The sequence below is a fragment of the Dictyobacter halimunensis genome (assembly GCF_036245075.1).
The window spans coordinates 1,322,352-1,335,267 of the sequence record NZ_BSRI01000002.1 but is presented as its reverse complement, the minus strand read 5'-3'; the positions used below and the strand labels follow the sequence as shown (position 1 = coordinate 1,335,267).

Genomic DNA, 12,916 nt, shown 5'->3' with positions numbered 1-12,916 from the left:
AAGCAGAGGATCGATTTCTCTCTTCGAGAAGAAGAGCAGAAGTCAAAGCATTCATAGTACATGATGAAGAGACGTAGAGAACAAGCTACACAGAGTACGAGGTGGATGCCTTGGCGCTAAAGACCGAAGAAGGACGCGGAGACCGGCGAAACGTTCGGGGGGAGCTGCATACAAGCGATGAACCCCGAGATTCCGAATGAGGCAACTCCTCCAGAGTGATGTCTGGAGACCGCCTGCTGAACACATAGGCAGTGACGGGGGGCAGTGGGTGAACTGAAACATCTCAGTAACCCGACGAAAAGAAATCAACCGAGATTCCCGTAGTAGTGGCGAGCGAACCGGGAGGAGCCCAAACCGATGAACCCTCGGGTCCATCGGGGTTGTAGGACCGACAACAAAGAACCTTTGTTTACTTGAACACGTTGGAAAGCGTGACCAGAGCGGGTGAGAGTCCCGTAGAGGACGAACGAGGGGACTGGGTCGGTATCCTGAGTACCACGAGACACGTGCAATCTTGTGGGAAGCTGGGGGGACCACCCTCCAAGGCTACACATCTTTAGCGACCGATAGCGAACAAGTACCGTGAGGGAAAGGTGAAAAGCACCCCGAGAGGGGGATGAAAGAGACCCTGAAACCACGTACTCACCAGCAGTCAGAGGCCACTGTTTCATGAGAAACCAAGGGCTAATGGCGTGCCTTTTGTAGAATGATCCGGCGAGTGCATCGTCGTAGCCTGGTTAACCAGCGTTAAAGCTGGGGAGCCATAGGGCAACCGAGTCTGAACAGGGCGAGCGGTTGCGGCGATGCGACCCGAAACCGTGTGAGCTATCCATGAGCAGAGTGAAGCGGATGTGACAGTCCGTCGAGGCTCGCACCCACCAGTGTTGCAAAACTGGGGGATGACTTGTGGATAGGGGAGAAATTCCAATCGAACACGGAGATAGCTGGTTCTCCCCGAAATGTATTGAGGTACAGCTGTATGATGAACTATCCTGGAGGTAGAGCTCTGAATGGGCTAGGGGCCTCGTGCAGGTTACCAAACCCAAGCAAACTGCGAATGCCAGGACAGCATGCATGCAAGTGAGACGGCGGGGGCTAAGCTTCGTCGTCAAAAGGGAAACAGCCCAGACCATCGGCTAAGGTCTCCAAGTATCCGCTGAGTGTAAAAGGGGGTCACAACGCCCAAACAGCCAGGATGTTGGCTTAGAAGCAGCCACCATTTAAAGAGTGCGTAATAGCTCACTGGTCGAGTGTCGTGGCACCGACAACGTATCGAGGCTCAAGCGGATTACCGAAGCCATGGAATCCATCCTAGATGGATTGGTAGGGGAGCGTTCTCAAGCCGAGAAGCCAGACCGTAAGGACTGGTGGAGCGAAGAGAAGTGAGAATGCCGGAATGAGTAGCGTCATGTCTGTGATAACCAGACACACCGAATGCCTGAGGGTTCCTGGGCACCGTCAAACGTCCCAGGGTGAGTCGGGTCCTAAGCCGAGGACGTCATAGTCGTAGGCGATGGAAAGCAGGTCAGAGATTCCTGCACCGGAGATGCTCGTTACGAGCAATGGGGGGACGCGGTAAGGAAGGTGAGCCCATCGAGTGGACAGGATGGGTCTGTGCGCTGAAGTGCGAAGCCGAGGCAAATCCCGGTTTCCTGTGCATGACACGTGCAGCGAGCGGACGTTGCGTCCGCGGAAGTCATCGGCCCCTAGGCCGCCAAGAAAAGCCTCTCGCCAGAGCCATCTCCGCCCGTACCGCAAACCGACACTGGTAGGCAGGGGGAACACTCCCCAGGTGATCGAGCGACCCTCTGTTAAGGAACTCGGCAAATTGACCCCGTACCTTCGGAAGAAGGGGTGCCCTAGTAGCGATGTTCTTCGGAATGGCGTGAGGGGGTTGCAAGAAATTGGCTCAACCGACTGTTTACCAAAAACACAGGTCTCTGCGAACGCGAAAGCGGAAGTATAGGGGCTGACTCCTGCCCAGTGCCGGAAGGTTACGAGGAGCGGTGATCGTAGCTGCGAATCTAAGCCCCGGTGAACGGCGGCCGTAACTATAACGGTCCTAAGGTAGCGAAATTCCTTGTCGGGTAAGTTCCGACCCGCACGAAAGGAGTAACGAGTTGAGCACTGTCTCGACAGAGGACTCGGCGAAATTGAAGTACCCGTGAAGATACGGGTTACCCACGACAGGACAAAAAGACCCCGTGGAGCTTTACTACACCTTGACCTCGAAACGAGGCAGAGCGTGCGTAGCATAGGTGGGAGTCGGAGAACCTACCCTTGTGGGGGTGGGGGAGACACTAATGAAATACCACTCTCGTTGTGTTTTGTTTCTCACACGTCACCGTGAGCCGGGACGTGGACAGGATCAGGCGGGTAGTTTGACTGGGGCGGTCGCCTCCCAAAGAGTAACGGAGGCGCCCAAAGGTTCCCTCAGGGTGGATGGACATCACCCATCAGAGTGTAAAGGCACAAGGGAGCTTGACTGCAAGACGGACAGGTCGAGCAGGGACGAAAGTCGGGCTTAGTGATCCCACATTCCCGAGTGGAAGGAGTGTGGCTCAACGGATAAAAGCTACCCCGGGGATAACAGGCTTATCTTGCCCAAGAGTTCACATCGACGGCAAGGTTTGGCACCTCGATGTCGGCTCGTCGCATCCTGGGGCTGGAGTAGGTCCCAAGGGTTGGGCTGTTCGCCCATGAAAGCGGCACGCGAGCTGGGTTCAGAACGTCGCGAGACAGTTCGGTCTCTATCCGTCGTGGGCGTAGGAGAATTGAGGGGCGTCATCTCCAGTACGAGAGGACCGAGATGGCTCGACCGCTGGTGTGCCAGTTGGCCTGCCCGGGCCAGAGCTGGATAGCTATGTCGAGAAGGGATAAGCGCTGAAAGCATCTAAGCGCGAAGCCGCACCCAAGACTTGTTCTCCCACTCTCTAGAAGAGTCAAGATCCCAGGAAGACGACCTGGTAGATAGACGACACGTGGACACCTGGTAACAGGCGTAGCGAAGTCGCCCTAATGATCGTACGGCTTGTTTCACCAACATGTATCTTCATCGTGGCACGGAATGCGTGTTCTCTGCTTCAGTCTCTGACTGACAGATGGCTCGGCAAAATTGAGGGAATACTACTCTCCAGTTATTCAAGCAAATAAAAAAGCTTCCAAGATTCGTTATATATATAACGAATCTTTTTTTATGCCCAATTCTACGGACTTATTGTTTCTCATTTATTTCTCTCCAGGCATTTGAGTCATTATAGTATATCGATCTACTTTACGTCAGTGAGAATGTGTCTTGCTCTCATGCTCATCGCCTGCGGCCTGCATGCTTTTTCGCACCTGCGGTGCTTAACTGTTTTTTAGTAGGTGGTGTAACGCAGTGAGTGTGTGCATTCGCACACACTCACTGCGTTACACCACCTACTAAAAAACAAGTGCGGCCGCGCAGCGGACGCCCGTGCGGGGGCGCTCACGTACACCAGAAAGACGAGAAAAAGACACATCCTTAACACCTTAGTCAAGGGGGCGGTGCGTTGTGAAAGTGAATGATGATCTTGTTGGAACAGTCCTGGGAAATTATACGCTTGAGAAGGTGATTGGCCATAGCCAGTTCAGCACTATATACCTGGCCAGGCAATTTCATCCTGGACGCCTGGTCGCGGTCAAGGTTGTACAGGCACAGGCACCCAGACGAGATGATTTTTTCCTGCGCTTTCGACGCGAAGTAACAAATATCGCTCGCCTGGATCATCCTCACATTCTTCCCCTGTTGGACTATGAAGAACATGATCAGCTGGCGTACGTGGTGATGCCCTATATAGGCAGTGGCAGCCTGGAACAGCTATTAAAACGCGAGGGTAAGCTGGCGCCGCAGCAGATTCTGGCTTATCTCTTGCAGATCGCGTCGGCGTTGGATTATGCGCATTCACTGCATGCTATTCACGGAGATTTGCGGCCGACGAATATTCTGATTAACGCCGAGGGCCGGCTGCTCCTGACCGATTTTGCCCTGGCCCACCTGTTCGAAAGTACGGCGGATGCCGATATGGAGGCCGCGCTCTATATGTCTCCAGAAATGGTGCGCGGCGAGCCGCTTACCCACTATTCGGATATCTATCAACTGGGGATCCTGCTCTTTCAAATGCTATCCGGTCACAAGCCTTTTAAGGGGGAGAGCACATATACCCTGATGCGCCAGCATCTGCAGGAGACGCTTCCATCGGTGGCCGCGCTAACCCCTGATCTGCCGCTGACGCTGGATCGGGTGCTGCAGAAAGCGACTGCCAGGTATCCCTCCGAGCGTTATAAATCGGTGGGCGAACTGGCTCAGGCTTTTGCGGGGGCTATCACCATGATGGACAGGCCGCGGCAATCGCTGGCACATCACCTTCATTTTCCTATATCCAATGGCACCAGTGGAGAGCCGGGCAAATCAGAGTTTGTTGTCGCGCCAGTATCTCCTCAACTTGTAGCGGCTTCTTCGCGTGTCCCGGTCCAATCAGTTCCCGTGGCCAGCAACGCAGCTCCACGAACCGCCGACTTTGGTTTTTCGTATACCCATGAGCAGGTCATGCCGTTGCCCTCAACCATCGCACGTAAGCCAGACCTGTTCAGATACTTTGTCTTAAAATGCCTGCCTCTATTCGCCATGGTTGGCATTGGTACGCTGGCTGTGCTGCATATCCTGGGAGCCTTCGCAACTTCTTCTATACCACCATCTGAGCAGGCTCGGCTGGCTGTGAGTCAGTATTACGATGATCTTAATCAACACAACTATCGCGCGGCCTACGCCCTGTGCAGTCCGGATTTTCAGCGGCACACAAGTTATGAGCGCTTCTTGAGTAGTTATCAATCGCTGGCGCATAATGATATATCATTCAAGCAGTCCATTGCGCGTTCGCCCTCGGAGGTCGATGTGTTACTGCAGCTTCATACGCAGGAGAAAGCTCCACAGGGGACACTCATACACTATTATCGTTGGGATGGCCTTATCGATCGTCAGTCCGATGGCTCCTGGAAGATAGAGCAGATCACACTCTCTAGCGCGCCATCCCCTGATGATATCTGATTGTGTGCTGGTGCATTGGGGGGCAGCTGCGCCCTCAATGCACCAGCACACAATGGACTGCTGAGCACCGCCGCTTGCTTTTGCAGACAAAACAAAACCGCCTCCCTTTGATCTCTCAAGAGGAGGCGGATATTGGTGCCGAAGGGGGGACTCGAACCCCCATGCCCTTGCGAGCACAACGCCCTGAACGTTGCGTGTCTACCAATTTCACCACTTCGGCTTGTCCCGTTCAGGATGGGTATATCATACAGGATTCCGATCGGCTTGTCAACGAGATATTTCGGGTATTTGCGTAGTTTTTATCCCTATTTTTTATAATGCCCTGCACGTGCCCCATGCATGGCTTATCCTGGTCTGACGCGCCAACTCTCCACAGAATCAAGACAGAACAAAACCGCCTCCCTTTGATCTCTCAAGAGGAGGCGGATATTGGTGCCGAAGGGGGGACTCGAACCCCCATGCCCTTGCGAGCACAACGCCCTGAACGTTGCGTGTCTACCAATTTCACCACTTCGGCTTGCCCCGTTCAGGATGTGTTCATAATACAGGATCTGGCCGCTTCTGTCAATAGGTTTAGAGGCGCGATTTCAAGGTTTGAGGCTGGAATTTTTATTTTTGCTCGGCTGTTCATTCATATCTCAAAATTCATGTTATAATAACACTAGTGTCCCCGAAGGAATAAATCTGAGGTATGTTGCTCTTAATACTATTGCTAAACATACCTTTGTTAAATCCACGTGTTTTTTATAAAGTGTATCAAAAAAATAGAAATTTGGAGTAATGCATGCCTGAGCAAACCGCATCCGTGTGCACGGCTATCGACATTGGTAGTAATACCTTGCGTATGGTGGTTGCTCGTTGTTCCGCTACAGATTTTGAGATTCTGGCCGCAGATGAGGCCGTAGTGCGCATTGGCGAAAGCGTCAATGCCACGGGCGCGATCTCACCAGAGAAACAAGAGCTTGCGGTTTCTACCCTGAAAAAGTTTCAAGCAATCGCTAAAGAGTTTGAGCCACAGATAACACTGGCCATTGCCACGGAAGCTATTCGTAAGGCCAGCAATCGCGCGGATTTCCTGGAGGCTATCCAGCGGGAAACCGATATCAAGGTTCATTGCATCGGTGGTGATGTCGAGGCGACGCTTACCTTTTATGGCGCGGCCTATGCCGTAAATAAGCTGCCGCAGCCACCTGAGCAGTTCGGCGTCATGGATATGGGTGGTGGAAGTACCGAGCTGGTGCTGGCGAAAAACGCGCGCATCTCCTGGCATACCTCTCTGCCAATTGGCTCTGGCTGGCTGCACGATCGTTACCTGCAATCTAACCCTCCCACGGTGGCCGATCAATCGACGGCCAGGACATTCTTACGTACATACCTGTCCGGGTTAAACATCAAAGCTTTTCCATCTATTCTCTTTGTGACCGGTGGGAGCGCAAATACCCTGCTATCACTCGCGCGGCGAGCGTTTAAGCTGGATGAAGGCGCGGATGTGCTGACGTATGAAGATCTGCTGCGCTGCCAGGGACTGTTATGGGCACTGCCAGCGGAAGAGGTAGCCAGTCGCTACGAGCTGGATGTGCAGCGAGCCCGCATCATCACCGCCGGCGCATTGATCCTGCTGGCGATCTTCGAAGTCTTTCACTTGAAAGAGATCCACATCAGCACCTTTGGCATTCGAGAAGGGCTGGCCATGGCTTACTGTCGGGAGGGGGAGCAGTGGCTGCAGCGCGCGCAACAGCAAGCCGAGGCATCCGAGCAGTCATCCCAACAGTTGATCACCGATAATGAGCTCATGGACTCTGTAGTTACCTACCGTGATGACTTTATCTCCACCGGCCGGCGCCTGTTTCAGGAACGGGCGCGAACCATGCTGGACTGGCGTGACGATGTTCTGCGCCATGATGATATCGAGGCGGTCCATAAAATGCGCGTGGCCTCGCGCCGCCTGCGTGCCGTCATGGATGCTTATCAATCGGTCTGTAATCCCAAAAAGTTTAAAGCCGTCTATCGCCAGGTCAAAGAGCTCGCCGATACCCTGGGTCTGGCTCGTGATACAGATGTGATGATTGAAAATCTGCGTAAGCAGTCCGAGAACACGTCTTTGGTGGAGCAACAGGGAGCTGAATGGCTCATTGAACAATTGAACGCGTATCGCCAGGAGCATCAGCGCCAGATAGAACAATGCTTACAACCATTGAAGGATAAGGCGTTTCTACGTCGAGTGATGGCATGCCTGCCAGAAGAGGAGGTAAGGTGACCAATGGCAAAGGCTAGTATGGTAACCGATCTGGATCGGAATGCCTCAACCGGCAAGAATGCGCGAGCCATCGCCAGGGTGCGGCTGACCGAGATGTTTAGCTGGGAAACATATGTAGATGATCCTTACGCGGTCAAGAACCTGCACAATCTACGCATTGCCGCCAAACGTCTACGCTATACCCTGGAAATTTTCGAGGAAACATTCCCCGACGAATGTGCCTCAATCATCAAGGAAGTAGAACAGATCCAGGAAGAGCTGGGTTCATTACACGATGACGATGTTATGATCGCCTTGCTAAGGCTGAGCCTGGGAGCGCAGGATAGTGGCGCGGCTTATGAGCAGGCCCTGCTGACTGCTAGCAGCCAGGACCAGAAAAAAGGCCCCGGCGGTTAATCCAGCCTTGGTGAAGCACCTTTTACAACCTGCCCGGCCCCTCGGTGCCGAGCAACGTGAGGGTCTGGAACTGTTGCTGCGCAACCTGCAGCAACAGCGCGAGAGCCAGTATACAGCGTTTTACCAGCATTGGTATCAGCTCAAGCAGCAGAACTTTCAACGCAAAGTGCTCAGCATGCTGGCCGACAACGCATAAAGCGGGGGAGGTGCAGGAGGGCCGGCTAGGCCCTCCTGCCGGGGGCGTGGGGGCAAGCATGCCGGGGGCATGATAGTTCCCCCACAAATTCCTCCCTATATTTTTATAAACCCTTTTCCCTCGGTGAGGGAAAATTTGAAGTTTATCTATTTATATGTTATCCAATTCGTGTAACGAAACGAACAGGAACCTGAGGCACGGGTGGCGATATTTTTCATCGACCAGATGGATGCCTGGATGTATACTGTGTCTTTGGAGGTACAAGCGCATGATGATGCCAGATTCGATTCAAGAGTTAGATGAAGTCAGAAAAGATGAACCGACGGCGGAAGAACTGCAGTTGAGCGGTGGTTTGCTGGTCGAAGACTGGCCCCATGCTCGTCAGGTAATGCGTCTCTCCATCCAGTTGTTTGAGGCTACCCGCCCTTTGCACGGGTATGGTAAACGTGGCTTGCGTTTGCTGGAGCGGGCGGCTTTCCTGCATAATACAGGGATGATGGTGGAGGCACGTCGCCATCATAAGCACTCGTATCGCTTGATCAAGGAAACTCCCCTGCCCGATTTCTCGGATAAGCAGCGCCATGAGATCGCCTGTATCGCTCGCTATCATCGGCGGGCCCTGCCGAGCACAGATCATGAGGAATACGCGGCCCTCTCACCCAATGCGCGCAAGCGTGTCTCTACGCTCTCCGCTCTGCTGCGTATCGCGGATGCCCTGGATTACGATCACGATGGTCGTGTACTCAATGTGGCCGCTGATCCGGCTCGCTGCAATGATAAGCATTGGACCCTGCGCCTGTGGGTACGTCCACTGGCCGATTTAGACGTTGAATTAGAACACGCCCAGGAGAAGGCCGACCTGTTTGAAAAAGTCTTTGATCGCAAGCTGCACTTCGTTACCCATGATTAGTCACGAAGTGGCAGCTATGCTTATTTAATAGGTGTATGTTAATGCATTTCCTCTTCGCTTAACACGATAAGCGCGCCATTGGCCTGATTTGGATGTATCCATAACGTTGGCTGCCCGTCTTCCAGTACGGTATAGCTTACCTTATGGGCATCCAGATAGTGTCTGACAAGGCGCAGATCCACGACCGCCAGCGTGATGCGATAGAGACTTTCCCCCAGCTGGCGTAGATGTGTCGAGAGCGAGGCATCCTGTGGCAACGATGCACTGGATGCTGACGATGGTTCTGCCAGCTCCAGACTCTGGGTCCCCTCCCCCAACGCGAACGTGACAACGTTTGTCCCCCACTTCTCATGGCTGCGTGCCTCCAAAGGCTGCAGACCATAGATATGCTGAAAGCGCTGACTGGCCTCAGCCAGATTCTCAACCGCCAGGGTGGCGCTGACAACGCGCTGTACGCCCAGTGGATGAGCAGGGGGCGTCTGGCCCCCTGCCAGTCGTCTGCGCCGCTCTTCGCCGCTGCTGTCGTGCTGGATGATGAATGGATAGTGTTGCGTCAGGTCTGGCCGCTCAACATCGGTGCGCAGCCAGCCACGCGAAACGCCGTCCGCGCTCTTTAGCGATCCCTGGTTGGGTCCAATGACGGCCACGCCGCGCTGAAACATGGCCCGGCTATCCGCCTCGATATCGTTGGAGGCCAGTACGCAGTTCAGATAGCCATCCCCTTGCTTCAGCCGATTGAGCATACTCTGTTGCGCCTCCTCGGGCGCCCGTACCGTGATCAACTCCAGGTAGGTATCCCCGATCACGATGATGCGATTGGCCGTGCCGCCGCTGGGATGGTTGCCGCCGGCGCTGCTGACCAGTCCCAGGTGCTGGCCAAAGGTGTGGTCCGCCTGTGGCAGATCATGCACGCCGATAATGATATGATCAAGTGCTGTTAACATACTCCATCCTTCTCTACATAAAAAAAGAACCGTTTGACTTCATTGTCCCTCGTGGGGATCAACGCTGTCAAACGGCTCTCTGGCCTATCTGTGTGAGAGGAGGTTAGCTACGGGTCTCCGCCAGCTCACGAACCTCGCGGTCGCGCTTGCGGGCGTATGGTTTTTCGTCGCGCTTGCCTTGCAGGTACTTCATACCCAACTCGCCCTTCTCCCAGATGACCAGCATCATGCTGGCATTGAAGATGGAGGAGTAGGTACCACTGAAGATACCGATCAGCAGGGCCAGGGTAAAGGTATGGATATCGGTGCCGATACCGGTGAAGAGCGTCAGCGTCAACAGGGTAAAGAGCACGGTCAGCGAGGTGTTCAATGAGCGGGCCAGGGTCTGAACCAGGCTGGCATTGACGACCTCCTCGAAGGTCTCGACGGTGCGGCGCTGCATGTTCTCACGCACGCGGTCAAACACCACGATGGTGTCGTGGACCGAGAAACCAATTACGGTCAGCAGGGCGGTGATGAACAACGAGTCGATCTGCATGCCGAAGAGCTTACCCAGGATCGAGAAGATACCCAGTACGACCAGCGCGTCGTGCAGCAGGGCCACGATAGCGCAGACGCCATAGCGCAGTGCTTTCGGTACCTTGCGGAACGAGAACCAGACGTAGAGCAGGATCAAGAGCGAAGCCGCCACCACGGCCAGGAAAGCCATCGTGACCGTACGACCGGCGACCGAAGGGCCGACCTGTGCGTTGCTCTGGACCATGAAGTAGGGACCACCATGCTGCAGGAAGGCGCTCTGGATGGCGGCTGGCGACACGCTGGAAACCGGGGTGATCGAGGTTTTGGTCAGGATATTGATGGTCTGGGCGCTATCGCCGGTCTGCACGTCTGCGATCTTCACAGGAGTGGATGTTGTGCTCCCATTCTGCGTATTGGTCGCGGTGGGTGTCGCGGTTGGAGTGCTCTTAGCGCTCGCGGTTGGGGTAGCCGTGGGTGTGGCGCTACCGATGGTGGGCGTACCGCTGGTCGTCGATAGATTACTCAGAGCTTCCTTGATATCATTGGCCTTAGGCGTGCTGGTAAACTTGGTAACGGTTACCAGGGTATAGGGCTTACTACCAGACATCGTTGCCGTATCATACCCCAACGTCTGATTATATTTCTTATCCAGCGTTTTCTGGACGTTATCGGTAACAGACTTGTCGACCTGGCCATCAAAGCGGATCCAGGCGGCGTTGGTCGCGCCTTTGGTATCTTTACCCAGGACGATCTGCTCGCTCTCCAGCTTGAAGGGAGCGAGTAGATTTCTGACCGTATCGGCATCCGCAATGGTATGTTGGGGCCGTAGCGTAATGTTGGTGCCACCCGCGAAATCGATACCCACGTTCAGGCCGAAGATGAGTAACGAGATCGTTCCAGGGATGATCACGATCAGCGAGATCAGCAGAAACAGTTTGCGATATTTGACTAGGTTTAACACTGCAGCCTCCTCTACACCGTACTATTGCGCCGTGCCGCCACTTTTACGCTGGGCCGTACATCGGCAGGTAATCCGAACAGTGCAGGGTGATTGATGACGCCAGTTGGCACAAGCAGGTTCAAGAACGTGCGAGTGACGACCACGGCGGTGAACATACTAATGACAACGCCCAGGAACAGGGTGGTGGCGAAACCAACGATGATGGTGGCGCCAAAGTTGCTACCAAAGGCGTACAGGACCGCGCAGGTGATCATCGTCGAGATGTTTGAGTCGCGGATCGAGGGCCAGGCACGTTTCCAGCCGATGTCGATGGCCGATGCCAGCAGGCGGCCCGCGCGTAGCTCTTCCTTCACGCGTTCAAAGATTAGTACGTTGGCGTCTACCGCCATACCAATCGACAGAATGAAACCGGCGATACCGGCCAGCGACATGGTGACGCCGATCATCTTAAAGATGGCAAAAGTGAAGACGGCATAGAGCACCAGGGCGATGTCGGCCAGGAAGCCGGGCAGACGATAGTAGAGCAGCATAAACAGGGCGACGATGCTCAGACCGATGATGCCGGCCAGAATGCTGTGGGTAATGGTCTCGGCACCCAGGGTACCGCTGATCTGCTCTGAACTGGTCTGCTGCAGGGCCACAGGCAGCGCGCCAACCTTCAGGATATTGACGGTCTGCTGCGCCTGGGTCTGGGTGAAGTTACCCTGGATGGTACCAGGGCCGGTGATGGCGCTATTGATCACAGGCGACGTCACAACCTGGCGGTCCAGCGTCACGGTCAGATAGTGACCGACGTTGTTGGCGGTGAAGGTACCAAAGCGGGTCGATGCACCGTTGTTTTTCATCTGAAACTGGATCAGGTAGGCATTGGTCTGCGGGTCCTGACCTACGCTCAGGGCATTAGGGTCCAGATCATTACCGGTGAACAATGGTTTGCCGCCGGGATTGTACTGGGTGTACTGGCTGGGATCAAACGCCGCGCCCTGTTGTAGGCCGCCGCTGGTACCGGTGTCCCAGAACTCCAGCTTACCAGTTTTCAGCAGCGTATTGAGCGCATCCTGCTGGTTACCGCTAAAATTAGGCAGCTCGACTACAATGCTGGAGGCGCCCGCGCCCTCTTGCAAGCGCACGCTAGGTTCTTTAACGCCAAGACCACTATTTACACGGGTCTCGATCAACTGGCGCGTGACCTCCATATTGTCGTGGTTGATGCCGGTCTGGCCTGGCTTGGGCTCAAGCTGGACACGAACACCACCCTGCAGGTCCAGGCCGAGTACTGTCGTGAACGGATTGTTGACGCCGTAAAGGGGCTTACCACTGTCGACATGGGGCCAGAAGACGACAAATGATGCGCCCGCGGCTAACAGAATAATTAAGAAGAGGAGTAGTAATGTTCCTCGCCGCATAAATAAATTCCTCTCAACTGGGTTAGTTCGAAATCTTGGCTAGGAGCGCCCTGGCAGCGCCCCCATCTTCTTCCCATCAGGCGCATCAATGTGAGCGTTTCTGGGTAGGAACACGGTATGCGCCACACTATTTCTGTGCAGTATAGCATAGTTGACCACTGTTGCATATCCTGTTCATCTATTTATACCCGTATATGATGGTTTTTGGACAGGTTTTGTGGACATTAGCGAACCTTTGAGGCGCGTGTGTCGTAGTCAC

6 protein-coding genes, 2 tRNA genes, 1 rRNA gene and 1 pseudogene are annotated in these 12,916 nt (G+C 54.4%); 5 read left to right on the top strand and 5 right to left on the bottom strand.

The genetic code is table 11. The features are described from left to right. The first annotated feature begins 78 nt into the window (after positions 1-78). Together AABA21_RS19585 and AABA21_RS19580 are read left to right on the top strand one after the other, a co-directional pair. A 23S ribosomal RNA gene (locus tag AABA21_RS19585) occupies positions 79-3,039 on the top strand. Between the two features lie 496 nt (positions 3,040-3,535). Continuing rightward, positions 3,536-5,068: a serine/threonine protein kinase gene (locus tag AABA21_RS19580; protein ID WP_338253135.1), complete on the top strand. Its 1,533-nt coding sequence runs from the start codon at positions 3,536-3,538 to the stop codon at positions 5,066-5,068. Positions 5,069-5,201: 133 nt separating this feature from the next. Here AABA21_RS19580 and AABA21_RS19575 read toward each other — a convergent pair. Beyond that, positions 5,202-5,288, bottom strand: a tRNA-Leu gene (locus AABA21_RS19575). Between the two features lie 210 nt (positions 5,289-5,498). Then, a tRNA-Leu gene (locus AABA21_RS19570) sits at positions 5,499-5,585 on the bottom strand. Between the two features lie 267 nt (positions 5,586-5,852). On the opposite strand from AABA21_RS19570, the pseudogene AABA21_RS19565 reads away from it, so the two are divergent. The 3 genes and pseudogenes from AABA21_RS19565 (at position 5,853) to AABA21_RS19555 (ending at position 8,827) form a co-directional block, all read left to right on the top strand. After that, positions 5,853-7,721, top strand: a pseudogene (locus AABA21_RS19565) (Ppx/GppA phosphatase family protein). Positions 7,722-7,731: 10 nt separating this feature from the next. Further along, positions 7,732-7,917, top strand: coding sequence for a hypothetical protein (locus tag AABA21_RS19560; protein WP_338253134.1), 186 nt, complete (start codon positions 7,732-7,734; stop codon positions 7,915-7,917). 268 nt (positions 7,918-8,185) lie between these two features. After that, complete coding sequence (locus AABA21_RS19555) at positions 8,186-8,827, top strand: hypothetical protein (protein ID WP_338253133.1); 642 nt, start codon at positions 8,186-8,188, stop codon at positions 8,825-8,827. A gap of 38 nt (positions 8,828-8,865) precedes the next feature. Here the strand turns inward: AABA21_RS19555 and AABA21_RS19550 are convergent, their stop codons facing one another. The 3 genes from AABA21_RS19550 to secD form a co-directional block, all read right to left on the bottom strand. Then, on the bottom strand, positions 8,866-9,771 hold the full coding sequence (locus AABA21_RS19550; protein WP_338253132.1) for a VOC family protein: 906 nt from the start codon (positions 9,769-9,771) through the stop codon (positions 8,866-8,868). A 103-nt stretch (positions 9,772-9,874) separates the two neighbouring features. After that, positions 9,875-11,251, bottom strand: a complete 1,377-nt coding sequence (gene secF / locus AABA21_RS19545; protein ID WP_338253131.1) for a protein translocase subunit SecF — start codon at positions 11,249-11,251, stop codon at positions 9,875-9,877. 11 nt (positions 11,252-11,262) lie between these two features. Beyond that, complete coding sequence (secD, locus tag AABA21_RS19540; protein ID WP_338253130.1) at positions 11,263-12,657, bottom strand: protein translocase subunit SecD; 1,395 nt, start codon at positions 12,655-12,657, stop codon at positions 11,263-11,265. Positions 12,658-12,916: the final 259 nt, after the last annotated feature.